Raw genomic sequence first — 24,489 nt, 5'->3', positions numbered from 1 at the left:
ATCACCGTAACGCTCTTAAGCAATGGTTTCGGTACGTTATTGCTTGCGCCTGACACACTCTAGATAATACTTAAGCATGTAAGTGAATTAATAGTGTTGATACTTTTGACACCATCAGTAACAACACAATACTACAAAATTTTGAAAAGATATTGAAGAATTTGGATAAGTATTTGTACTCAGTCAAAGTACATTAAAAGCCCAGAAACCTTTGTATGTCTGCGATGTAGAAGCTTCGTGTTGTTTTTAAATTTTTCATAAACTTGATGTTTAATTTGCATGTTTATACTTAATTTGCAATAAAAACATCTTTCCATATCTAAATTGGCTCGTAGTCAGTACTAACCCTCTTTTGTTACTACGAGGAGAGAAAAATATAGTCCCTATTCTGAAAGCTAAACAAAATAATGGATTGTGCGATCGCATCCTAATTTTCTCATCTAAATCGCCTTGTTGAAAATAGACGTAAAAATAGGGGTTTAGGATTATTCTCTGCCGAAGGAAACAAAAGAGGGACTAAAGTACTAACTACGAACCATAATCAGTAACGAAATTTCTGGCTCATAACAATACATACAGCCGCTACTATAAAAACTAGTTCAGCCAACAAAAATGCAGCTGCACCCATAGATGTGCTTCCCAGTTGTTTGATAAACAGAGACACTATAGCCATACCAGCAGCACTACCACCGAAATATAATCCTGTACCTAAGCCTGCACGGCTGGGATGAATTTTACTCAATACCCAGGGGATCATACTAATAAAAACTAAACTGAAGCTGATACCGAAAGTTAGTATAAAGGCGATCGCTAATTTATCGCTGTCATTTAACACAGTCAATCCCATTGCAGCTGTCATGATACCCAAACCAAGCAGCATTGATTTATTTGCGCCTAGTTGTGCTGTCCAATCTCCCAAAGGAACCGAAGCGATCGCAGATACTAATAATATCGCTGAAGCAATAAACTCTACTGTGAGGTTGGGTAATTGTGTCTGCAATTGTTGTGGAAATATTGATAGTAGCAGATTAATTTCCACTCCTGTTGCTAAACCAATGATGAAAATCAGCACAAACATCTGTGTAGGGGTGTTAGCTATCTGCTGCTGATTGATGCTACAGATATGCAGCGAGTGTTTAGGAGTGAATAGCTGGAGGATATATGCTGCAAAAATTAAAGCGATCGCGCCTACTAAGAAGGTAACTGACGCGCCCATACTATTAAGTAAAATATTCAGAATCGGCCCAATAGCGCCTATTCCCCCCAAGACAAATACCAACACTGCGTTAGCTTGGGGTAGTTCACTTTTGGGGGCAAATTGTGTTAAGAGTGCGATCGCTGGGGTACGAAAAATCATCATGGTGATTACCCACACAGTCATCAACATGGGTACAATCCAGCGTATGCCTATTGGTAGATTTTGCTGAATTAACAGCGATACAACCACAAAAATTAAACCCGCCGATACTACCCCAACACTAATCATAGATAAGCGACTACCCGAACGCTGCTGGATGCGATCGCTCAGTCCGCCAATTATCGGTTCTATGATGGCTACTAATAAGCCTTGCCATATCCCCAACCAACCAACCAGTTCGGCAAATTTTAATTCTTCTAAGATTATCGGCTGATAAAATCCGTAAGCCATCCAACTAAAAACGATGGCTGCAAGTAAGGTGGCTAATCCCCAAACTTGTCGCCATAAAATTTCGGGGCGGGTATTTACCGAGTTAATCATGATTTTGCCGAAATTTTCTAGATGGTTGTGGAATTGTATAACAACGTATCTGAGGAAAATCGCATTAAAAAATGCAGAATTTGTCTCTACTTGTACAACTACTTATTTCTCCACATAACATATTCACCTTCACAATCATAATAAAAAATTAGTTTTTAATTTATTCAATTATTTATACTAGTAGCCCGGATGTCTAAAAATTTTTAATAGCAGTATATAAGAATCAGAGTTTATATCTAAAATATCTCAGTATGATGCAGTAGGTTAGCGTAGCAATAGCTTGAGGTGCTTCTCGTTACGCTGATGCTAGCACGTCCTGTGTATTTTTCATCAATTAACGATGAGTCCTAAATAATCGGAAATTGATATTTTTTTAGTGTTTAGTATAACTAGTAACAATGTGGGAAATACTAGTACGAAATTTTCGTTAAAAGTGTTATTAAAAATATTTTTTATATATAAGTATATGTATATACTTAAAATTAGAGATGCAATTCTACTATTATAAATGATATATAAATTACCAAAGTTTATGTTTTTTCAGTAGTTAATATTATTCGTGTTCACAAATACAAAAAATAAATCATTACTAATACTTAAATATTGATAGCAGACACTAAGTATATAAAAAATTTGAGTATCATATCTTTCAGCAAAGCTTTAGTATAGTCTTACACTTACAGATCAAGCTGACCTCAGTCATCTTAAAGGTATGATTTAACAGCAATGAGAAATAAAAAACCGTATAAGGAAGAACGGTTGTATCAAAATACAAAAGGAATAGGAGCCTTCGCTGTCTTAATAGTACTAAGTGCGATCGCCATCTTGCTGCTTTATCAAACATCACTATCGGCAGTTGTGAAAGACAGCAATTACGCCATTCACAAACGGCAAGATTTCAATCAATCATGGTTTTATCCTATCAAGCAAACCCTCAACTCCAATCTTTATCAACCTTTGGGAAAGTGGGTAGGTAGATTATTACTCCCAAATCAGCAGCAGATACAACCGGGGTCAGATTGGGTATGGATGGAAGTCCAACACGCGCCACCAGAAGCCCAAAACCTAGTAGGACAAATTATACGCTTGGAATGGCAAAATAAACCCCAGTTACAGTCCTATGTGCAAGCGATACAGCAAAATATCAACTTTACTGATGGTACAAGGGAGAGTCAATCCCAAGGTATTATTCACCCGTATCGCCTGGATGGACGTGAAAAAGTGGGGCCTTTGCAATCTCTGGCTGGCGCTAGACCTGATGATGATGTGATTGTCACTCTAGATGATGCCCAATTAGTTGGAAGCGGTAGTCAGCCACGCCTACAAATTGTCCAGGAACCCGTAATGGTTACAGGCAGGTTTTATGGTTTAGTCAAAATTCTCAATCCCGAACCTACCAGCCGTCAATATCCTGTACCCCCAACTTGTCCAGGTACTCCCCCCTGTCCCAGCGATTATTTTCGTGTGCGTCATTATAATCCCGCCTCTGGAAATTTTGACGGTGTAGAGGAAACCATTAGGATTCCCCAACAGGTCGTAGATACTAGAAATATTCCCCCTTCTACCCCTAGACAGATAGAAAAATCACCAGCCGGAATTGCGGGTTGGTATATTTATGGTGCTAAAAATACTCAAGGTATATTTACTGTCCAGAGTATAGTACCGCGATCGCTCTTACAACTCCAGCCGCAATATGTGGTCTTAGGGGAACAAGCAGGGTTAGTTTATATTAGAAACCAGAATTGGCAAATTAAACCCCAAGATAAAGGGACAATCAGGACTGTTTTACTTGATCCCAGTACCAGCCAACCCCAAGTCGCTGCATCTAATTGGCAAATAGGCGAACGCGCCATAGTCTTACATAACTTTGGCGGTATTGGTGGGAGAAAGACTGAAGGTAGTGCTGCTTTTACAATCACAGGACATTTCGCGTTTGGTATAGCCCAAGTAGTGCGTGATCCCATCACCAAAGAATTACAATTTGCCATTGAGTATCAACAAATTTATGCCAATAACGCCGATGGGATCATTTCTGGCAGACATACTTGGGCAGATTTCATGGGCAACTTACAATGGGGATGGGCAGCTACAAGACCGATATCTGATGTATTGATTAAGTTTCCCCCAGTGACTCAAGATTATGATTTTTCCGGGATCAAGCTTTCCCCCATCACAGAATTTCAGCGACAGTTAAAAGTCATGATGGCACGCTATCGCACAGGTGATGGTACTGGTAGCGCCACGGTTTCCCCAGCCACCTCTTGCGTTCAAGATGCTAGCCAAGCACTTTACACTGCCATACAAATTATCACTAAGCAAGTCGCCTCCAACCCAGCAATTCAGCAATGGTTGAGTAATCATCCTGATGATCCCCAGACTTTACGCTTTGCACAGTTAGTCAGTTTGAGTTCGTCTTTGAAACGACAGTTAACACCTTTGGGGATCGTGCGTGCAGACTGGCAAAGCAATGCAGATTATCTCATGGGGATCGATTATGAGAAAAAACCTTTCCGCGAGCGCAGTCTTTGGGCAGCTTTGACTAGTTGGCGGACAATGGTTCCCAGACAAGCACATGATGAACTAGCCTCTTTATTCCTGAGACATGGTGCTAAACTCTGGTTTTTACGCACCAATCAAATAGGTGGCGAAAACCCGGATATCGCCCCCGTCGCCCCAACGCTGGGATTAGGAGATATCACGATCCCCTTCACTAACATTGCACCTATACCCATTTTCTTAAACCGCATATTAGCATCCTTGGTAATCCCAGAAAAGCGTGATTGGCTCATCGTGGGCATTACAGTTTTAATATATTGTGCGATCGCCATACCTTTAGGTTTACGTTCTGGCTTTTTGTTTTGGAGTTTTACCCCCAGCAAACCCTTCTATCAACTAGCAATCATCTTCCGTACCATCATCTCACCCGCCCTAATCGAAGAACTAGCTTTCCGTGTATTACCCCTTCCCCATCCCTTGGAAGTAATTAACTGGTATGGATGGACATTATGGGCAGGATTGATATTACTCTTATTTATCCTCTATCATCCCTTAAACGCCAAAACCTTCTACCGGGCTGGATTTCCCACCTTTTTTCATCCCATCTTTCTCACCTTAACCGGACTTTTAGGTTTGTGCTGTACAATAGCCTATGGTTTGACTGGTTCTTTGTGGGCGATCGTCTTCATCCATTGGATTGTAGTATCAGTCTGGCTAGTAGCTTTAGGAGGCGGAAAAAAGCTTATTGGTTATTAGTTTATAGTCAGCAGTCAACGGTCTACAATCCATAGCCTAAATTTCTGCTCATTCTCTGTCGAATACACATTTTGTCCTTTTTAATTTTGAATTTTTGAATATTTTTACCATATAAAAGGACATTTTCCCTGTGTGAATATGCCAGTTTATTCAAGCTTTAATGAAGACTGGGCATATAGTAGATTAAATTGTCCTTATCAAAGGGTAATTGGGAACTTATTAAATAATATTCATGTCAGCTTATGTAACCTACATAACATTTTATTTGATACCGCGTATTCTAAAATCAGTTGTCCGTATAGTTTAACTCTTAGGAAATATAGCTATAGCCTCAGCGAAGTTGAATTTTTTAGGTAAAAGTGCCTCTTAAGGTACTGTATTGTTTGGGTACAAGAGATTTAGATTTAATATATGTGATTGCTATCTGCAATATCAGCAATCAATAAGTTAAAGAAATAGCACTTTTATATTTTCTTTGTTATTTTGTATTTAACGGGACAGTTCTAACTCATCTCGTAAGATTAAATAACAATTAGATAGTCTTATTTACCTACAAATTGCCGATAAATTAACCATTTTGTGTCTTGTTTGTCAATTCTCACAAAGTTCGATAATTTCAGGTTTTAAGTTGTATGGTAAATTGCCAAATGCTCAAGTGTAATGCGCTCAAAGGAGAATGAATCTTATGACTGTGCTACAGACTGAAAAAAAACATATTGTCTTATCTGCTGTTATTAACCCCATTGTTAATCGACAAAAAAATCATCAACGTAAAGTTGATTTATTGCAACCTTTACGTCAGTGGATTGATGCACTAGAAATTCAAAATCGTAAAGTAGCTCACTTTATTGCTAAATTAATTCCTGCTCAGTGTCCTTTCGAGCGTGACATCGTATTGTTTGGTCGCATAATTGCCCATATTCCTCCTATGTGTAAACTTAATCCCTTGTATGAGCAATTTATTGGTTTACGTTTTCGCGCTTTATGTTATTTAGTTGATCAATGTGGAGAGGATATCCAGTCCTACTGCTAATTGGCAAGCGAGAACATGATACATCGAAATCAAAATTGAGCATCAACCTAGTCCCGAAATCCTTCAAAAGTTAGGTGTTTGCAAATGGATAATTTGGCAAAAAGAAATCACCAAATTTCCTTGGACTGATGATACTCAAGAAACGTGTTACTTTTTAGAGGGTGATGTTATTGTTACGCCTGATAGTAGACAACCAATAAAAATAGGTAAAAGAGATTTAGTTACTTTTGCGTCTGGGATGTCTTGTATATGGGAAATTAAAGGCGGCGTAAAGAAACATTATTCTGCTAACTAGCCAAAATTTTGGCATCAGGTTGCTTCTGTGAGACTCTCATCTTCTCTACTGTAGAAGAATTTCAATATCTCATCACTCATTGAGAGATTATATGGAGTTGCAGCGAGTGTTATAAGCTAAGATGGCACAATAGATAATTTGCTTATATCAGTTGTTTTTCAGAACTCGTAGCGACTCCATAGCCTAAACAATATTTTTACAAGTAAATAGCCAACCCTGAGCGGATTCCTGCGTATATCGAGTTCGTAGTCAAGACTTTAGTATTTTTGGAGGACTAGAGCCGCTTACTACAAAACTTGTCGCTAAAATTAGGAGATAAAAGCCTATTTTATTTCCTCGTGGAATGTTATTACAGCGATCGCCAAAATCAACAATTAACGATGGTTCTAGTCATCTATCCAAAGGCTACTCTTTCATTAGAGCAGTACATACTGGCGTTAAAGGTAGAGTTAGATTTAAGGTAAATGGACTTTATCGTTGTGAAGCGCTGAAAAAATATCTGGAAGTACGTTTATCAAAGCTAGATATCATTACTCAGGCAACGGCAAATCCACTAACGGGTAATGTGCTGGTCATTTTTGATCCCAAGTTTACCTTGGATGCGATCGCCTCTTTGCTGCAAAATATTGTTTTAGATTACAGAAAGGTTTCAGTCAATTTCCCCACAATTGCACAGTCAGCGACAAAACCTGAGCATCAACCACAATTAGACAAATTGATCCCCTGTCTAGCAACAGCCGCTATCCTGACCTCTAGTGCTGGACTTTTGTTTAGATATGGTTTAGATGAAAGTATATTACTAGCGATTCAGCAACTCCATAATCCCCTGCTTGATCGGATTATGCAATCCACCACGTTTTTAGGGGAACCACTACCCTTGTTATTAATATCTTCCAGCTTCGGTTTGCAACTGTGGCATAATCATCGCCGTCGGGACGCAGCCAGTTTGGGTATAGCTACAGTGGGTGCAGTTGGATTAAATTACTTGTTAAAAGAGATATTTGCTAGAGCGCGTCCCGCATTGTGGGATTATACTGTACATGCGGTTCATTACAGTTTTCCTAGCGGTCATGCAATGGTTTCTACCGCAGTTTACGGCTATATCGGCTATGCTTTAGCCAAAGAATTTCCCCAATGGCGCGAACCAATTCTAGCCTCTACTGTAACTCTAATTTTGGCGATCGGTTTTAGTCGACTTTATCTGGGTGTACATTGGCCTACTGACGTACTAATTGGCTACGCAGCAGGTTTGTTATGGTTAATTGTCTGTATTTCTATTTTTAGAGCTTCCCAACAGCAACGATGGCTATGGGGTGAGGATGGTGGGAGGATATAAACCGCCGATATACGCTGATGAAAAATTAGGATTTTTCGCTAAGGCACAGGTTTAGCTTTGCTGCACTAACGCCTTGGTGGGTCTTTGTACATGAGGGGACGCAAACCATTTAGTCAATTACCAGTTCCATAATTTGTGTAACTTCCATCGGCGTATATCGGCGGTTCTTATTATCAAAGTCTATTAGGAAAATACTTAATAAAGTAAATAAGCTGTTGCATATTTAACTTGCATAATATGAGCGGGTAATATGCCTATCCTACAAGACTTTTATTTAGTTTCACGATGCCAAATAAATGTCTTCTAGCTGATTTTACTTTATTAATATTCCCCACTAAAAACAGTAAATCAAAACTTAAGTTAACAAAGTCACTTTGCCACTAGCTAAATCATAACGACCGCCAACAATTCTGAGTTTACCCTCTTTAATTAGACCTCTTAAAATAGTCGAACTTTCTGCTAATCTTTCCGCCTGATATTGCACATTGGCAATAATAGAATTTTCTTCTAAATCGCCAGTTTTATTTCTCACTCTTTCCACAGCAGGCTTAATTTCTTCCACAAAAACACCAATTCTTCCCGGAAGAGGATCACCCTTAGTTGCTGCAATTACTGCACCACATCTTGCATGACCTACAACTACAATTAATTGTGCGCCTAATACAGCTGTGGCAAACTCTAAACTACCTATAGCAGTTTGACTAGCTACATTACCTGCAACCCGAACAACAAATAAATCCCCTAATCCTTGGTCAAAAACTATCTCCGCAGGTACTCTAGAATCTGCACAACCAAGTATAGCGGCAAAAGGATATTGTGCCACTGCCGTTTCTTGTAAACGCAATCTTGATTGGTTAGGATTGAGACGCTTACCCTCAACAAAGCGCTTATTTCCTTCAAGTAACCTAGCCAAAGCTGCTTGTGGATTTACTGGTTGAGGTTTTTCTGTAGTATTTGTTGGTTTTTGAGCAACAGCTGTTTCTCCTTGCCAAAGTAAACTACCAACAGCACTAGCACCAATACCAACACTACCTACACCAGCTAATCTCAAAAAATTTCGTCTGCCAACAAACCCGTTAATTCGGCTCATGATACACCTCACTATTAAACCACACAATTCCACTAGATCGCTGTTGAAAAACTCATAAATTCTCTACCTAAAGGTATAAACAATTAAATTGAAAACCACCTTTAGGGAAGTAAAAAAGTTACGAATTATTGCAACCTAGTAATATCAAGCTTTGTTATTTTCTGGAATATACCAAAATCATGTCTAGCAATTGAATAAATGTATGATTCAATAAAATTATGGATACAAAAGATTTATATCTATAAAACAGTAATAATTTATTAATTTCTCAATTAAATAAGGCATAAGAGAGTCTCGCAACCATCTAAGTATCCCTATTTGAATATTACTTAACGTAATATTATATACAGAGAAATTAATATATAATCAAATAATATTAAGGCATCAGTAAAATATTAATAATGTATACAAAGACAAAAAATTAAAAGCCATACTTGCGATATGTGGTTATAAATTAAGCAATAGTTGTTACTTTTCCTGTATCAATATCGTAGACATGTCTAACAATTTTTATTTGACTTTTATCAATTAATTGACTCAATATTTTTGATTTTTGTTGGAGTATTTCAGCTTGATATTGAATATTGGCAATAACTGCTGCGTGATAAAAATTATTATTTGTTGGTTCTACTTTTGCTAAGGCTGGTTTAATTTTTTCCACAAGATAGTTCATCTTACCGGAAAGTGCTTCATTTTTAACGCTGGCTGCCACAGCGCCACATTGTTCATGACCTAGAACCACAATTAACCTTGTATCAAGCACAGACATAGCATATTCTAAGCTAGCGATCGCCATATCACTAGCAACATTACCAGCCACCTGCACCTTAGTTATTAATCCATAGTTATCAATATATTCTCGTCTGAGAAAGGCTAGGGGTGTATTTCTCCTTCATCTCCCTCATCACCTCTAATCAATGCCCCTTTCCCGCGCCTAAGTACAGTTCGGCTACCTTGGGATCATTTAACAACTCTTGTCCAGGGCCGGATATGGCATCGCGTCCTGATTCTAGTACGTAACCACGGTCTGCCATTTCTAGGGCTTTACGGGCATTTTGTTCGACGAGGATAATAGCTGTTCCACCTTGGTTAATTTGTTTAATTTGTTCAAATACTTGTGTTACCAAAATTGGTGACAAAGCGGCTGAAGGTTCATCTAATACTAGTAAACTGGGTTCTAACATTAAAGCTTTGCCCATCGCTAACATTTGGCGTTCTCCACCAGAGAGAGTACCAGCTCGTTGACGGCGGCGATCGCTTAATCTAGGAAACATCGTAAAGATTTTGTCTTTCAATGGTTGTACACTATCATTGCGAATAAATGCCCCCATTTCTAAGTTCTCTTCTACACTCAACGAAGGAAAGACATTGGCAATTTGTGGAACATAGCACATTCCCAGCCGGACAATTTGATTTGATTTGAGTCCAGCAATATTCTTCCCTTTAAAATTTATTGTGCCTGTATGGGGTGTCAGAAGCCCAAAAATGGTTTTTGCTAAGGTCGATTTACCAGCACCGTTAGGGCCAATTACTGTAACTAATTCTCCTGGTTCAACGCGAAAATTGACACCTTGCAAGATATCTACATCCTTGATGTATCCTGCATGGACGTTCTCAACTTCTAGCAGAGGAGCAGAGTTTGGTGCTGAACCTGACATAAAATCCTTTATTTTTAAATGATAAAACATAGGCGTTCAACCTATGTTTGCGAAAAAACTCAATTATAATTTACCTCAGCAACCAGATACATTACGACTTACATCAATCATAAAATTCAGTACACAAAGAATTGTGATCACCTGTCACCTCTCATTTAGAGATTAGCATTGCAGGTTGCTACACCTATCTGTATAATCCGTACTTACAGTAACCTGCTGCCAAGTATCCAAATCCCTTTTGAGCCATTCCAGTTTTTCCTGAATCAGGCTCATGGCATCCGTGCCTAATGCCAGTCGCATCGGTGGATCAGGACTTTCCAGAGCTTGAATGATGGCTTGCGCAGCTGCTTGTGGATTGCCAGGTTGCTTACCATCCATCTGTTTGAACCACTGCAATGAAGCATTGATCATTGGAGCATAGGCATCAATTGATTGTTTGGCTGTTGCCAGAGAGCGCCCGTTAAAATCTGTGCGAAATGCCCCAGGTTCAATTAAAGTGACCTTAACTCCCAAGGATTCGACCTCCTTCGCCAAGGCTTCAGACGTACCTTCCAGAGCAAATTTAGCTCCACAGTAGAGGCGGCTGCCAGCAAATCCCACTAATCCTGCGGTGGATGACATATTGACAATGTGACCTCTGCCTTGCTGACGCATCACAGGTAAGACAGTTTGTATCAGACGGAGCGCTCCAAAGAAGTTGGTTTCAAAAAATCGGTGAATATCAACATCACTGACTTCTTCGAGTGCGGAAATAAGTCCATGTCCAGCATTGTTGACCAGCACATCAATTCGACCAAATGTAGCGATCGCGCTATCAAGTTAAGTTTAATTTAGTCCTTCTACTTAACACAGAGACATAAAGAATTTTCAACTTGAGTTATTTATTTTTTACTTGGCTTTTTGCCTGTTCTAAAGCTATTTCTTTGATTGCTTGATAAGAGTTAACATTGGCAGTACCTTCGATAGCTTTTACTGCTAAATCTTGTACTTGTTTGAGTGCGGAATCTAATTGTTTAGATAAGTTTTGAATCCGTGTTTCTTGATTACTAATTGTCTGTTCTAAAGATTGTAGTTTTTGTTCATAAAAACGTTTTTGCCCTTCTACTTCCTTAGCATATAAATCAGATTTAACTTTAGCTTGATAGTGAGCAATACCTTTACCTTCTTCAGTCGCTTTCTTAATAGCTGCTTCTTTATCTTTGGGAAAAGCTTCTACTTTTGCTTTATATTCTTCAAATTGCTTTTCTCTTTCAGCAATTACCTTTTCCCGTTCCGTCCACTGTTTTTCTGCTTCCTGTTGAAATTCTTCTAATTGTTTATATAATGCTTTTTGCTGCTGTTCATATTCATCTGTTTCTAATTTACGACGCAGTTCTAAATCATATTTGTACTCTGAACTATCCCTTTGACGGGTTTTATTGAGGTTTTCGTTGCGTTCTTTGAGATTTCTTTGATATTCTTCTTGTTCTTTCTGCCAAGTAATTCTTTGTTCTAAAATCTCTTGCGAAAGGACTTCATAGCGTTGGTTATACTCATCTTGATAACCTTTGGCATTTTCTTCATAGGAAGTTATCAAAGTATTTAAAGTGTCATCATCTACTTCTAAGTTATGTAATTGTTGTAATTGCTCAACTTCTGTTTCTACCGCTTCTCTAATTTCTGTTAATTTAGAAGCTTGTGTTGTTAACTTTTCTGATAATTCATTAGCAGCGCTACCAAATCCTAATTGAATTTTTGCTAAACTTTCAATTGTATAATTCATTCTCTGTTGGATATTAGCAGGCTGATTCATAGGTGTATTTGGTTCTGATTTTGGTTTTTCTTTATTAGCAGATGAAATCTCTTTAGATACTTGGTTAATTTGAGACTTAAGTGCTGCGGTTTCTTTAGTTAAATCTTCATAAGCTTGCAGAATTTCTGCTTTTGTGTTCTTATCGGTTAACTTTTTTACTGGCATAACAACCTCTACTTATTTACACAACTAATTGCAGATATGACAAAATTAATCTTTATTTAGATGTAGAATTACCAAAAGCTCTCATTGCTAAATCTTGTGATTGTTTTAATGTTGCTTGCAGTTGTGTAGACATACTTTCAATTTGTTCTGTTTGTTTTTGAATAGTTTCTTCCAGAGATTTAATTTTCAATTCATAACTCTGCTTACTTGCTTCCCATTCTTTTTCAAATAAATCAGCTTCAATTTTTGCCTTCTGGCTGGTATCCTTAATTGCTTCTTCTCTAGCTTTCTTAACTGCTTCTTCCAACTCGGCGGGGAATGCAGCAACTTTTTGCTGATATTCAGTGAACAGAGTTTGACGTTCCGAGACAATTTTCTCTCTTTCAGTCCAATCTTTTTCTTTCTGTTGCGTTTTTTCTTGGATTTCTCTTTCCAAATTACGTTTTTTAGACTCGTAAGCGTCTGTATTCAGTTTACGAGTTGTTTCTAACTTATATTGATATTCTTCTTGCTCTTTCTGGCGCTCTTTAGTTAACAAATTATTATATGCTTGTAGTGCTTCTTCATACTCTGCTTGTTCTTTTTGCCACTCTTTACGCTTTGTCAATAATTCTTTTTCTAAAACTTCTTTCTTACTAGCAATATCTTGTTCTAGAGCCTTTAACTTTTCTTGATGTTCTTGTGTCAAGACATCCAAGGCATCAGCAACTATTCTAATTCTTTGAAGTTCTTGTAAATGCTTACTCTCAATTTCTATTGCTTGGTTTAATTCATCTAATTTTGAGTTTTCTTTAGCTAAATTTTCTGCAAGAGTGTTAATAGTACTGCCAAATTCTAATTGTAAATCTGCTAAACCTTTGACGATGCTATCAACAGTGTATGTAGAAGCTGCTGCTAAAATTTCCTGATTTTTTACCTTATCTGCTTCTTCTTGTTTTGTGGCGATTTTGGATTCTAGCTTTTTCTGCTCTGCTAGAATTTGTTGAAATGCCTGCATTAGTTGCTGTTTACTATCTTTGGGTGCAACTGTAGTCATATTTCAACTCCTTGAATAAACGATGATTATTTCAGTAACAAGCAATACCAAGGACTACCCTATGCACATATCAAGGTAGCCTGAAAATCAGCTTTTTCGGCGCAGTGGAAATACTGTAATCAAGCAATAAACTTTAATTAGCGCGAACATCTGTATGTTCACCCCAAGAACTTTATTGCTTCTTTGGTATGCTTTACTTAAGTTATAGTATTTATGTACTAACAAATATACTCAAACGAGTTAACGCCTGTCAACTGATTTTGCTTTTAATTTGACCTTTTTTCATGAAGCTCGAATCTGTAGACTTTTGGAATTTTGCGTTCCAGTGACCCCCATCTGGTGTATTTTAAATTTTGTATAGCGCTATTTAACCATAGAGATTATCGTCAGCATGTATCTAGAATGATTTATGGTATATTTGGCAGTGTTACATATATTACGTAGGCAATCATTTGCGATCGCCAAGATGTGAAAGTACGAGAAATCAACTCAATTAATATTGATACAAACACAGGGCTTAAACTTTTGTGATATCAATGTACACCAGTGAATCGATTAAGTATTCGGCTAGAACAGAGATTGGACAAACCAGTCGGATTCTGGTAGTAGAAGATGAAGAACTCATCCAAGAAATGCTAGCAGTAGCACTGGAAGAGGAAGGTTATGGAGTCGTTACAGCACCTGATGGGCGTTCGGCTATAGAGTATCTCAAAAGTTTTGAACCTAACGGGGGGGATTTTCCCTTCGATTTGATTATTCTGGATTTGATGTTACCTCAAATCAATGGGCTGGATATCTGCCGCTTACTACGTCATCAAGGCAACCCAGTACCGATTTTAATGCTCAGTGCTAAGGGTAGCGAAACCGATCGCGTTTTAGGTTTAGAAGTAGGGGCAGATGACTACTTAACTAAACCCTTTAGTATGCGGGAATTAGTGGCACGTTGTCGCGCTTTACTCCGTCGTCAACGCCTAAGTGCGTTACCTCAACTACCAGTGCTGAAATTCAAAGATGTATCTTTGAATCCTCAAGAGTGTCGCGTGTTAGTACGGGGACAAGAGGTAAATCTTTCACCCAAAGAGTTCCGCTTACTAGAGTTATTCATGAGTTACGCTAGGCGGGTATGGTCGCGGGAACAATTGCTAGACCAGGTATGGGGGCCGGATTTTGTCGGCGATAGCAAAACTGTGGATGTCCACATCCGTTGGTTGCGGGAAAAACTAGAACTAGACCCCAGCCACCCAGAATATATTGTGACTGTAAGAGGATTTGGATATCGATTCGGATAAGCTATGGAGATAGTTGTTAGTTTTTAATAATCACCCGCAACTAACAACTCTCTCCTCAAATGCTTTTATTGGGATTTCTTCTGGGTTTAGCGGTAGGCCTTGGGTTTTGGATTTGGCAACAGGTTCAATTAAACCGCTACCTGACGCAAGTCGCCCAACCTGCACATCGTAATTCTAAAATGAAGGTGGCGTTGCCGTTGCTTCCTCTTTTACGGCGAAAAATTGCCACCCTCAACCAGCATGGGCATGATTTGCAGCAGTCAGTCCAAACATACCAAAACATACTAGAAATTGCGCCAGTCGGTTATTTACAAGTTGATGAAGAAAATCAACTGTTGTGGTGTAATCAACTAGCCAGAGAAATTCTCTACTTACAAAGATGGCAACCAGGGCAGGTGCGTTTGTTGCTAGAATTGGTGCGGTCTTATGAACTTGACCGCTTAATTGAGCAAACACGCGATCGCCAAAAACCGCAAACTAAAGAATGGATATTTCATCCCTCCTGTGATAATGCGGCAGAAATGCCCACCATCAAATCGCTTTTGTTGCGGGCTTTTAGTTTACCCTTACCCAATGGACAAGTAGGAGTTTTTCTAGAAAATCGCCAACCCCTACTAGATATGAATCAAGTGCGGGAGAGGTCTTTCTCTGATTTAGCCCACGAATTACGCACACCCCTAACTTCCATTCGACTGGTAGTAGAAACCCTGCAAAATCGCTTAGAACCGCCCTTAAATCGCTGGGTAGACCGTTTGATGCAGGAAGTTGATAGGTTGGTGAACTTAGTACAAAGCTGGCTAGAACTCACCCAGATGGAAGCTAACCCTACCATGCAACTGCACATGGAAACGGTAGAATTGCGATCGCTCATTGCTTCTGTGTGGGAAACTCTAGAACCCCTAGCACAGCGTCAAAACTTATCTATCTCCTATACTGGCCCGGAAAAGCTCTTAATTAAAGCCGACTCAGCCAGGATTTATCAGGTATTCCTCAATCTATTCGATAACAGTATTAAATACAGTTCGCCCAATAGTAGTATTAAAATTAAAGCAGAAATTTTATCTTTTAAGAAGAATCATGAAGATAATTCTCATCCGGCAATGTTAGAAATAAACCTCATCGATGCTGGTGAAGGCTTTGCTGATGAAGATTTACCCCACGTTTTCGAGCGATTTTATCGAGGAGACAAAGCGCGTAAGCACACAGCTTTGCCAGATACTAATATTGTAGGTAATGGCTTAGGTTTAGCGATCGTCAGGCAGATTATCTTAGCTCATGGTGGTTCCATCAAAGCTATGAATCATCCCCAAACAGGTGGTGCATGGATACAAATTCATATACCTGAAGTGGTGGCAAACTAACAAAGCCAAGACTATAGTTAGAATTATCTTCACGTTTGAGAATACAAGTGTGAAAGCTGTCGTGTATAGCCCCAACTCGGAAAATCCTCAGTTAGCACGCGCCATAAGGCGCTTAGAACGGGATGTGTTACGCATGGGTGCTTTGGTAGAACAATCATTCCGCCTCAGCCACCAAGCTTTATTTTTCCGCAACTTAACAGCAGCTGAGGAACTTCCCCGCTTAGATAAAAAAATAGACCGTTTTTATAGACAAATAGAATCAGATTGTACATCAATCATGACCTTACAAGCACCATCAGCACAAGATTTGCGCTGTTTGAGTGCTTTTATGCAGTTAGTACGCGATTTAGAGCGTATTGGCGATTATGCTAAAGATTTAGCTGAAATAGCAATCAAAATCTTTCCCTATCCACCCCACCCATCTCTACCAGAGATTGCCATTATGGCGCATCATGCCCAAGCCATGTTAGCAACTAGCTTAGTAGCTTTGGCAGATTTAGACGAAGCTGGGGGACGCAGTATCAAGCACTTAGATGATGCTGTAGATCATGCCTACGACCGAGTTTATCAAATGTTAGCCCAACAACGAGATGTGCAAGGTGTGGTTGAACCAATTATCCTTCTAGCTTTGGCAATTCGTTGTCTAGAACGGATGGCAGACCATGCAACTAACATCGGTCAACGAGTAGCATACATTGTTACTGGTCAGCGATCGTAATCATGTTGGAAATATTTTAGGCGATCGTCCCATCCCTATCAAGAGGTGGGATTTTTTGTCATCCAGACTTACTACAGAAGTAGAACAAGTTAATTCTTTATATTTAGAAAAGAGGACGGCTACCCAGCCTAATATGCTAACTTCAACTGCATATTGATTCTGTATTCCTTGCTAAGAACTAGTTTTGATTAAGCTCAAAATTTCGTCGCGTGTTTCTTCTGGGGTTTTACCTTTCGTATAAACTAAAATCTTGGCTAACTTGTAATTTGCAGGATGTTTAACAAAGTATTCGTGCAAGTCCATTTCACCATCCTGAAACTCGCCAATTCTCTCTTTAATAATTTTTATCGACTCATCTAAATCGGGAGAGGGAAGCACCAAAACTACATTTAGGTAAGGTTCTAGTACCTTCTGTACACGATAGAATAACCCAGCATCGTCATAAACTGAATGACCTGCACCAAAATCAATTACACAATTGCTGTGTTCAGCAACCAACTTTTCTACTGCATAAGCCTCAAATGGCTTCCAATATTGATATGCTGCTAAAAATCCCTTTTCAAGTCTTAGCTTCTTTGCTAAATCATCATCATAACCAATCTGCTGATAGTATTCATAGCGCAATTCATCCATTGAAACTTGAGGCAAATTGAGCTTTTGGGCTAGTAAATTACCCAGTGTACTTTTCCCAGTTCCAATAGGGCCAATTAAGATAATATCTTTTAGCATTGTTGTAGAATCTTAGTTTGATGGTAATACATACAAAAAACGCAAAGACGCACCTTTCTTACTTTGCGTCTTTGCGCCTTTGCGTGAGCCAATCTTCCTTCAACTAACTAGTAAACACCTCAACAGGTAATCGGCTAAAGGACAACCTTTCATTCTGTACATCGACAAAAATCGTATCCCCATCGTTAAATTCACCGCGCAAAATCGCCTTAGCAATTTGCGTTTCTAACTCGCGCTGAATCGCCCGTTTCAGTGGACGCGCCCCGAATACGGGGTCATAACCCACTTCCGCTAAAAAGTCAAGGGCTGCATCAGAGAGGCGGAGGGAAATCTTGCGATCGCCCAATCGATGGCGTAACCTTTCGACTTGTAACAGGACAATCTGCCGCAATTCTCGCTTATCCAAACTGTGGAAGATAATTACCTCGTCAATTCGGTTGAGGAACTCAGGACGGAAGCTATTTCGCATCGCTTCCATTACCCGATGGCGCATTTCGTCGTAACGGGAGTTATCCCCAGCGATATCGAGAATGTACTGCGAACCGATGTTACTGGTCATGATAATAATTGTGTTCTTGAAGTCCACAGTATGACCTTGAGCATCGGTGACGCGACCATCATCAAGGATTTGCAGGAAAATATTGAATACATCGGGGTGTGCTTTCTCGATTTCGTCGAAAAGAATCACGGCGTAAGGGCGGCGACGGATAGCTTCGGTGAGTTGTCCGCCTTCCTCGTAGCCTACATACCCTGGAGGTGCACCGATTAACCGGGAAACAGCGTGTTTCTCCATGTACTCAGACATATCAATCCGCACCATTGCTTCTTCGGTGTCGAACATATATGAGGCTAATGCCTTCGCCAGTTCGGTTTTACCTACACCAGTGGGGCCGAGGAAGACAAAGCTGGCGATGGGACGGTTAGGATCAGCCAAACCAGCACGCGATCGCTGAATCGCATCGGCGACGGCTGTAACCGCTTCATCTTGCCCAATTACCCGATGGTGCAATTCATCTTCTAAATGTAGGAGTTTCTCTTTCTCAGATTCTACTAACTTGCTGATGGGGATGCCTGTCCACTTAGAAATGATTTCCGCAATGTCTGCTTCGGTGACTTCTTCGCGTAATAAGGATTTACCTGTGCCTTGGGCTTGAGTTAGTTCTCTTTCTGTCTCTTCCAATCTGCGGTGCAAGTTGGTTAAATTACCATACTTCAATTCGGCGGCGCGGTTGAGGTCGTAATCTCTTTCCGCTTGCTGAATTTCTAAGTTAACCTTGTCAATCTCTTCCTTGACAGATTGCAGCTTAGTAATGACATCTTTCTCAGATTGCCATTGGGCGCTGAGAGTTCTTTGTTCTTCCTTGAGATCCGCCAATTCCTTCTCTAACCTTTCCAACCGTTCGCGGGAAGCTGCATCACTTTCTTTTTGCAGAGATAGCTTTTCCATCTCTAATTGCAGAATCTTTCGATCGATTTCATCGAGTTCTTCTGGCTTGGAGGTAATCTCCATTTTCAACCTAGCGGCGGCTTCGTCTACCAAGTCGATGGCTTTGTCTGGGAGGAAGCGATCGCTAATATAACGGCTGGACAATGTAGCGGCAGCTACCAAGGAACTATCGGAAATCTTCACCCCGTGGTGGACTTCATAACGTTCCTTCAACCCACGTAAAATAGAAATTGTATCTTCTACACTAGGCTGGTCTACGTAAACTTGTTGGAAGCGTCTTTCTAATGCCGCATCTTTTTCGATATATTTGCGGTACTCATCCAAGGTTGTCGCCCCAATACAGCGCAATTCACCCCGCGCCAACATCGGTTTTAACAAGTTACCAGCATCCATTGCCCCTTGAGTTGCACCTGCACCGACAACGGTGTGAATTTCATCAATAAATAAAACTATATTACCGCCGGATTCGGTGACTTCTTTTAATACAGCTTTGAGACGTTCTTCAAATTCACCCCGGAATTTTGCCCCCGCAATCATCGCCCCCATATCTAAGGAGATTAACTTGCGGTCTTTGAGGGATTGGGGTACATCACCAGCGACGATACGCTGGGCTAAACCTTCCGCGATCGCCGTTTTACCTACACCGGGTTCACCAATTAACACAGGGTTATTCTTGGTGCGCCGAGAGAGAATTTGGATGGTGCGGCGAATTTCATCATCCCGACCAATAACTGGATCAAGTTGACCTTTACGGGCTGCTTCTGTGAGGTCACGCCCGTATTTTTCCAGCGATTGGTATTTGCCTTCTGGATTTTGGTCGGTCACTGTTTGACTCCCACGAACTTGCTTAATAATATTTTTTAGTTTGTTTTCATCTAAGCCGAACTCTTGCAGCAAAGCTCTGCCGAAGCGATCATCTTTGGCGTAAGCTAAGAATAAATGTTCAATAGAAATATATTCGTCTTTAAAATCTTTGCGATATCCGTCTGCCCGGTCTAACAAAGTATCCAAACTCCGTCCCAGGTAAACTGAGGTGCTGTTACCTGAGACTTTGGGCTGACGTTTGATAAATTGGTCAGTGCGATCGTTAATTTTTTGTAAGTTCACACCTGCTTTGGTCAAAATCCCACTGGCCAGACCATCTTGTTCCAGTAGCGCCTTCATCAGATGTTCACTTTCTATCTGCTGCTGTTGATGCTGTTTAGCAATCTCAGGAGTGTGGGCGATCGCTTCCCAGGCTTTTTCTGTAAATTGATTAGGGTTAGTTGGTTGCATAGGCTGATTGAGGGACGACCATTTATAAATGCAGATGGAACAATTTGTTCTCTATCGTCATTTTACGGAGAGTCGCAGCACTAGCGGGATCGGTCTTCACGTCTTTTGAGAGTAGTATTACTTCTCTATTTGGTCATTAGTCATTAGTCCACAGTCTACAGTTATTCCCTCCTACCTCCTGCTTCTAAAAAAGCAATCACCTGTTCTCGCTTGACTGTAGGAAAACCTTCTAAAAAATCATCAATAGACTCTCCTGCCTTTAAATAATCTAGCAAGGTTTCCACTGGTACTCATGTTCTTGCGAAGACTGACGTACCACTCATCGCATCTGGGGATGCGGTAGTGACTGCCGATTGATTCATAAAATCTCTTGCCATATATATAACTTCTGTTCTTCTTTGTGCCTCTGCGCCTACCGCAAGCGGAACGCCTAACGGCGAATGCGTGAGCCTCAAAATAATATTGTCAGCAACGCCAAAGTATTAATGCAAGAGGACTAAAGTCCTCACTACGAACTAGCTAATTCAAAGACTGTTTGTACCAGCTTGTCTAAATCAACTGGTTTGGACATATGGTGTTGAAAACCGACTGCTAAGGAACGCTGCTGATCTTCTACTCTGGCGTAGGCTGAGAGGGCGATCGCTTTTATCTGTCCTCTTTTTTCAGGTGGTAGAGAACGTACCTGCTGCATGAGGGCGTAACCATCTATGTCTGGCATACCAATGTCGCTGATGAATACATCGGGTTGGAACGATGGCAAAGAAGCTAAAACTTCATCTGCACAAGTAGCAGCTAACACTTCTGCCCCATATTGTTCCAGCACTACTTGAATTAATTCACGAGCATCGGGTTCATCGTCAACAATCAGGACTTTAATCCCTGTTAAATCTGCTTCTGGTGTTAATTCGTCGGGTGGAATTTCCTGGGCTGTGGTTTCTAACAAGGGCAACCACACTGTAAACTTTGCCCCCTGTCCTAACCCTGGACTATCAGCTTGGATGGTTCCCCCGTGGGCCTCAACCAAATGCCTGACGATCGCTAATCCTAACCCTAATCCTCCATACTTACGAGTGGTGGAAGCATCTTCTTGGCGGAACGACTCAAAGATATAAGGTAAAAATTCAGGGTTGATGCCTTTGCCTGTATCCTTAACGCTAATTTGTGCTTGATTGCCCACTCGCTCTAAGCGAATATCTATCTGTCCACCTTCAGGGGTAAATTTAATAGCGTTAGACAACAGGTTCCACACAACTTGCTGGAGTCGAGCCGAGTCGCCTGAAACCTGCCCAACTGGGGCTAGGACTGGATGCAGGAAGATAGATTTGGCAACGGCTGATGTTCTTACGGTGTCTAGCGCTCCCTCAATCACCATGACTAAATTGACGGGAGTTTCATCCATGCTAAATTTACCGCGTAAAATCTTGGCAACATCCAGCAGGTCATCGATTAGTTGGGTTTGGATGTAGGCATTGCGTTCGATGGTGGCTAGGGCTGAGGCTGTTTTCTGGGGGTCAAACTTGCGGTGTTGTAGTAGTTTTGCCCAACCTAGAATCGGGTTCAGGGGCGATCGCAATTCGTGGGAAAGAACGGCTAAAAACTCATCTTTAATTCGGTTAGCACGTTCAGCTTCGGCTCTGGCTGCTTTCTCCTGTTCTAAGAGGCGATCGCGTTCGATTTGGGCTTGTTTGCTATTTGTAGTATCAAACAAAACACCGTGCATTCGTACCGCTTGACCTTCTGAGTCATAGATATATCGCCCCAAAGCTGTCAGCCATTGGATGCTACCATTTGGCCAAATTACACGGTAGTCACACTGATAATCCTTTTTTTGCAACATCGTTGCTTGTAGAGAAGCTTCGACACGGGCTAAGTCTTCTGGATGCACCCGTTGCGCCCACTCTTCATAGGTGCGATAGGGTTTTCCTGGTGCATACCCTAACAAAATTTCGTGTTGAGGCGACCAGATCACCTCGTTGGTTTTAATGTTCCAGTCCCATACCCCCATGCCGGTGACATTGAGTGCCATGTTTAGCCGTTCGTCGCTGTCACGTAATGCCTGCATGGCTCGTGTTTGCTCAATTAAAGACCAGATTCGGGCTACGCTTTCTTGCAGTAGTATAACTTCATCGTTAGTCCACACACGCGCCTTTGTTGAGGAAATACATAAGACGGCTGCCAACTGTCCCTGATAGACACAGGGAATAGCCACAAAGGCTCTCACTTGGTTGCTGGCGTAGTGACTGGCAAAAGCACCTGTGCGTGGATCTGTGATGATATCATGCACGATCGCGGGTTGATTGGCTGCAAATGTAGTTTGAAATTCTAGTGTGGCAAAATCTGATAGTTGGTAAGTTCCGGCACTGCTGGCCACATCTCGACACCACTCTTGCTCTAGTATGTATATACCTTGTTGCCTATCCATCTTGCCTAAGCTGCATCGGTTCACTTTTAGGTATTGTCCCAGGCTGCTGATTGCTTCCCACATCATTGTTGACGCATCATGGAGATGACGCAACCGCAAGTCTAGTTGGTTGAGAAATTGCTTGTTAAGTTCCTGTTGTTTACGCTCAGTAATGTCTTCGGCAATACCTGTAAAGCGATACACCTTTCCTGCCTCATTTTTCAGCCCGAAGCATCTGTCTCTAACCCAGCGAATTTTGCCATTGGGTAAAATAATGCGGTACTCTTCATCAAATTGATCAGCGATCGCTTTTTCCTCAAAAGCTTGACGAATTGATACTTGATCTTCAAGATGAATTAAATTAAACCAGTTATTTGGGTTTGCATATAATTCCTCCGGCTTCAATCCCCACAGCAGTTCATAAGCAGGGCTGACATAGCTGACACGCTTCTCATCCACCTCTTTAATCCAGAAAACCGCATCAATATTTTCTGCTAACTGACGAAACTTTAGCTCACTGTCCCGTAGCGCTTGGGCTGACCGTTTGCGTTCTGTAATATCAATGTCATTACCTGCCATCCTCAGTGGTTGACCATTCTGGTCATAGAACACCTTACCTTGGCTCAATGCCCAGCGAATTGTGCCGTTAGGGTAAACTACCCGAAATTCAATGTCATAATCTTCCCCGGTAGCGACGGCATGAGCTACGGCTGCGAGTACGCGATCGCGATCCTCTGGATGTATCCGCTCGACAAACATCCCAAAGGAGCCATCAAACTCGCCCTTTGCCAAGCCAAATAAGGCTTCCAAATTCTCCGACCAGGTAATCACACCCGTCTGGATATGCCAATCCCAGGTTCCCATCCGCGAAGCTTCTAGTGCCACTCGCAACCGTTCTTCGCTCTCTCGTAGTTCTGCTTCTACCCTGCGGCGCTCGACTAGTTCATGCTGTGCCTGTTGATACAGTTCTGCTTGCCGCAATGCAATACCTAAATGAGTTGCTAATTCTTGGAGTAAATCAATTTCTAAGGTTTGCCACTGGCGGGGTGCTGTACAATGATGGGCAATCAGCATTCCCCATAGTTGGTTATCCTGCAAAATCGGCACGACTAAATTTGCTCGCACCTGCAATTTTGCTAGTAATTCTGCATGGCAGGAACTGACGCTACCATCATAAATGTCGGTTTTAGCTGTTACTAACCCTTGGCGGAAGGCTTCAACGTAGTTTTCGTTAAAGCAAGCGTCATGGTAAGTGGTAGATAACAGGGGAGTCCAACCCAAACCCACGGATTCAGTTGCCACAATACCACAACCATTCTGCAATCGGAAAATCACCACCCGGTCGGTCTGAAGAAATTGCCGGACTTCCGTTACTGTCGTTTGCAGAATTTCTGCTAAATCTAAAGATTGGTGAATTTTTTGGGTAATTTGCGATACTAACCGCTCTCGCTCGATGCGTTGTTGCAGTTGGATGCGTAGCTGTACCGTCTCAATCGCTACATTCACCCCTAGTTGCAAAACTTCCGGGGTCATCTGTTCTTTGATGAGATAATCCTGTGCGCCTGCTTTCATCGCTTGCACAGCGATCGCTTCATTACCTTGCCCCGTTACCATAATCACGGGTAAGTAGGTCTGTTGCGTCAATGATTGTAAACGAGTAAGAAATTCTACTCCATCTAAATCAGGTAGTCTATAATCAAGCAATACTGCATCGGGTTGGTGTTTTTGCCAAAGTTCCAGCCCTTGGGTTCCTAGATTTGCTTCTAAAAAATTATAGGCGTAATCGCGATCGCACGATAGATAACGTCGGTACATCTCCCGGTCTTCAGGAGAATCATCGACAATGAGGATTTTACGCCAAGCTTTAACCATGA

At 41.0% G+C, this 24,489-nt stretch carries 19 protein-coding genes; 7 read left to right on the top strand and 12 right to left on the bottom strand.

Features of this window, described 5'->3' with window-relative positions; translation table 11 throughout:
* Positions 1 to 541: 541 nt before the first annotated feature.
* Positions 542 to 1,738: an MFS transporter gene (locus tag NSMS1_RS18945; RefSeq protein ID WP_224086322.1), complete on the bottom strand. Its 1,197-nt coding sequence runs from the start codon at positions 1,736 to 1,738 to the stop codon at positions 542 to 544.
* A 726-nt stretch (positions 1,739 to 2,464) separates the two neighbouring features.
* Here NSMS1_RS18945 and NSMS1_RS18940 point away from each other — a divergent pair.
* The 4 genes from NSMS1_RS18940 to NSMS1_RS18925 all read left to right on the top strand — a co-directional run bounded on the left by NSMS1_RS18940 (position 2,465) and on the right by NSMS1_RS18925 (position 7,654).
* Complete coding sequence (locus NSMS1_RS18940; protein WP_224086321.1) at positions 2,465 to 4,990, top strand: type II CAAX prenyl endopeptidase Rce1 family protein; 2,526 nt, start codon at positions 2,465 to 2,467, stop codon at positions 4,988 to 4,990.
* Positions 4,991 to 5,675: 685 nt separating this feature from the next.
* Complete coding sequence (locus tag NSMS1_RS18935; RefSeq protein ID WP_224086320.1) at positions 5,676 to 6,023, top strand: Mo-dependent nitrogenase C-terminal domain-containing protein; 348 nt, start codon at positions 5,676 to 5,678, stop codon at positions 6,021 to 6,023.
* 22 nt (positions 6,024 to 6,045) lie between these two features.
* On the top strand, positions 6,046 to 6,318 hold the full coding sequence (locus NSMS1_RS18930; protein ID WP_224095277.1) for a cupin domain-containing protein: 273 nt from the start codon (positions 6,046 to 6,048) through the stop codon (positions 6,316 to 6,318).
* A 343-nt stretch (positions 6,319 to 6,661) separates the two neighbouring features.
* Positions 6,662 to 7,654, top strand: a complete 993-nt coding sequence (locus NSMS1_RS18925; protein ID WP_224086319.1) for a phosphatase PAP2 family protein — start codon at positions 6,662 to 6,664, stop codon at positions 7,652 to 7,654.
* A gap of 355 nt (positions 7,655 to 8,009) precedes the next feature.
* On the opposite strand, the gene NSMS1_RS18920 is transcribed toward NSMS1_RS18925, so the two are convergent.
* The 6 genes from NSMS1_RS18920 to NSMS1_RS18895 all read right to left on the bottom strand — a co-directional run bounded on the left by NSMS1_RS18920 (position 8,010) and on the right by NSMS1_RS18895 (position 13,395).
* Positions 8,010 to 8,744, bottom strand: a complete 735-nt coding sequence (locus tag NSMS1_RS18920; RefSeq protein ID WP_224086318.1) for a carbonic anhydrase — start codon at positions 8,742 to 8,744, stop codon at positions 8,010 to 8,012.
* Between the two features lie 454 nt (positions 8,745 to 9,198).
* Entirely contained in the window at positions 9,199 to 9,570 is a 372-nt protein-coding gene (locus NSMS1_RS18915) for a carbonic anhydrase (protein WP_263432522.1), read from the bottom strand.
* An 88-nt stretch (positions 9,571 to 9,658) separates the two neighbouring features.
* Positions 9,659 to 10,402 carry an ABC transporter ATP-binding protein gene (locus NSMS1_RS18910; protein ID WP_224095275.1) on the bottom strand — a complete coding sequence of 248 codons (744 nt, stop codon included), beginning with the start codon at positions 10,400 to 10,402 and terminating at the stop codon, positions 9,659 to 9,661.
* A 162-nt stretch (positions 10,403 to 10,564) separates the two neighbouring features.
* Complete coding sequence (locus NSMS1_RS18905; RefSeq protein ID WP_224095274.1) at positions 10,565 to 11,209, bottom strand: SDR family NAD(P)-dependent oxidoreductase; 645 nt, start codon at positions 11,207 to 11,209, stop codon at positions 10,565 to 10,567.
* A 70-nt stretch (positions 11,210 to 11,279) separates the two neighbouring features.
* Complete coding sequence (locus NSMS1_RS18900) at positions 11,280 to 12,359, bottom strand: hypothetical protein (RefSeq protein WP_224086317.1); 1,080 nt, start codon at positions 12,357 to 12,359, stop codon at positions 11,280 to 11,282.
* Positions 12,360 to 12,411: 52 nt separating this feature from the next.
* Positions 12,412 to 13,395: a hypothetical protein gene (locus NSMS1_RS18895; protein WP_224086316.1), complete on the bottom strand. Its 984-nt coding sequence runs from the start codon at positions 13,393 to 13,395 to the stop codon at positions 12,412 to 12,414.
* A 536-nt stretch (positions 13,396 to 13,931) separates the two neighbouring features.
* Here NSMS1_RS18895 and NSMS1_RS18890 point away from each other — a divergent pair.
* The 3 genes from NSMS1_RS18890 to phoU are packed head-to-tail and all read left to right on the top strand — an operon-like array spanning position 13,932 to position 16,763.
* Positions 13,932 to 14,684 carry a winged helix-turn-helix domain-containing protein gene (locus tag NSMS1_RS18890; RefSeq protein ID WP_224086315.1) on the top strand — a complete coding sequence of 251 codons (753 nt, stop codon included), beginning with the start codon at positions 13,932 to 13,934 and terminating at the stop codon, positions 14,682 to 14,684.
* Between the two features lie 59 nt (positions 14,685 to 14,743).
* Positions 14,744 to 16,045, top strand: coding sequence for a PAS domain-containing sensor histidine kinase (locus NSMS1_RS18885; RefSeq protein WP_224086314.1), 1,302 nt, complete (start codon positions 14,744 to 14,746; stop codon positions 16,043 to 16,045).
* A 49-nt stretch (positions 16,046 to 16,094) separates the two neighbouring features.
* Positions 16,095 to 16,763 carry a phosphate signaling complex protein PhoU gene (phoU, locus tag NSMS1_RS18880; RefSeq protein ID WP_224086313.1) on the top strand — a complete coding sequence of 223 codons (669 nt, stop codon included), beginning with the start codon at positions 16,095 to 16,097 and terminating at the stop codon, positions 16,761 to 16,763.
* Between the two features lie 171 nt (positions 16,764 to 16,934).
* Here the strand turns inward: phoU and NSMS1_RS18875 are convergent, their stop codons facing one another.
* The 5 genes from NSMS1_RS18875 to NSMS1_RS18860 form a co-directional block, all read right to left on the bottom strand.
* A complete protein-coding gene (locus tag NSMS1_RS18875) occupies positions 16,935 to 17,492 on the bottom strand; it encodes a shikimate kinase (RefSeq protein WP_224086312.1) in 558 nt (185 codons plus the stop codon).
* A 103-nt stretch (positions 17,493 to 17,595) separates the two neighbouring features.
* Positions 17,596 to 20,214: an ATP-dependent chaperone ClpB gene (gene clpB, locus NSMS1_RS18870; RefSeq protein ID WP_224086311.1), complete on the bottom strand. Its 2,619-nt coding sequence runs from the start codon at positions 20,212 to 20,214 to the stop codon at positions 17,596 to 17,598.
* A 161-nt stretch (positions 20,215 to 20,375) separates the two neighbouring features.
* Entirely contained in the window at positions 20,376 to 20,498 is a 123-nt protein-coding gene (locus NSMS1_RS35470; protein ID WP_411908638.1) for a DUF433 domain-containing protein, read from the bottom strand.
* 6 nt (positions 20,499 to 20,504) lie between these two features.
* Positions 20,505 to 20,669, bottom strand: coding sequence for a hypothetical protein (locus NSMS1_RS35465; RefSeq protein ID WP_411908637.1), 165 nt, complete (start codon positions 20,667 to 20,669; stop codon positions 20,505 to 20,507).
* 53 nt (positions 20,670 to 20,722) lie between these two features.
* Positions 20,723 to 24,487, bottom strand: a complete 3,765-nt coding sequence (locus NSMS1_RS18860; RefSeq protein ID WP_224086310.1) for a PAS domain-containing protein — start codon at positions 24,485 to 24,487, stop codon at positions 20,723 to 20,725.
* Between the last annotated feature and the right edge of the window lie 2 nt (positions 24,488 to 24,489).

Origin of the sequence: Nostoc sp. MS1, assembly GCF_019976755.1 — a bacterium.
Taxonomy (GTDB): Bacteria; Cyanobacteriota; Cyanobacteriia; order Cyanobacteriales; family Nostocaceae; genus Trichormus.
This window is presented reverse-complemented; position numbering and strand designations above follow the sequence as displayed.

Excerpts from the sequence above, each read along its gene's own strand:
- NSMS1_RS18945 (WP_224086322.1), bottom strand. The coding sequence starts at position 1,738 with ATGATTAACTCGGTAAATACCCGCCCCGAAATTTTATGGCGACAAGTT.
- NSMS1_RS18940 (WP_224086321.1), top strand. The coding sequence starts at position 2,465 with ATGAGAAATAAAAAACCGTATAAGGAAGAACGGTTGTATCAAAATACA.
- NSMS1_RS18935 (WP_224086320.1), top strand. The coding sequence starts at position 5,676 with ATGACTGTGCTACAGACTGAAAAAAAACATATTGTCTTATCTGCTGTT.
- NSMS1_RS18925 (WP_224086319.1), top strand. The coding sequence starts at position 6,662 with ATGTTATTACAGCGATCGCCAAAATCAACAATTAACGATGGTTCTAGT.
- NSMS1_RS18920 (WP_224086318.1), bottom strand. The coding sequence starts at position 8,744 with ATGAGCCGAATTAACGGGTTTGTTGGCAGACGAAATTTTTTGAGATTA.
- NSMS1_RS18910 (WP_224095275.1), bottom strand. The coding sequence starts at position 10,402 with ATGTCAGGTTCAGCACCAAACTCTGCTCCTCTGCTAGAAGTTGAGAAC.
- NSMS1_RS18900 (WP_224086317.1), bottom strand. The coding sequence starts at position 12,359 with ATGCCAGTAAAAAAGTTAACCGATAAGAACACAAAAGCAGAAATTCTG.
- NSMS1_RS18895 (WP_224086316.1), bottom strand. The coding sequence starts at position 13,395 with ATGACTACAGTTGCACCCAAAGATAGTAAACAGCAACTAATGCAGGCA.
- NSMS1_RS18890 (WP_224086315.1), top strand. The coding sequence starts at position 13,932 with ATGTACACCAGTGAATCGATTAAGTATTCGGCTAGAACAGAGATTGGA.
- NSMS1_RS18885 (WP_224086314.1), top strand. The coding sequence starts at position 14,744 with ATGCTTTTATTGGGATTTCTTCTGGGTTTAGCGGTAGGCCTTGGGTTT.
- NSMS1_RS18875 (WP_224086312.1), bottom strand. The coding sequence starts at position 17,492 with ATGCTAAAAGATATTATCTTAATTGGCCCTATTGGAACTGGGAAAAGT.
- clpB (WP_224086311.1), bottom strand. The coding sequence starts at position 20,214 with ATGCAACCAACTAACCCTAATCAATTTACAGAAAAAGCCTGGGAAGCG.
- NSMS1_RS18860 (WP_224086310.1), bottom strand. The coding sequence starts at position 24,487 with ATGGTTAAAGCTTGGCGTAAAATCCTCATTGTCGATGATTCTCCTGAA.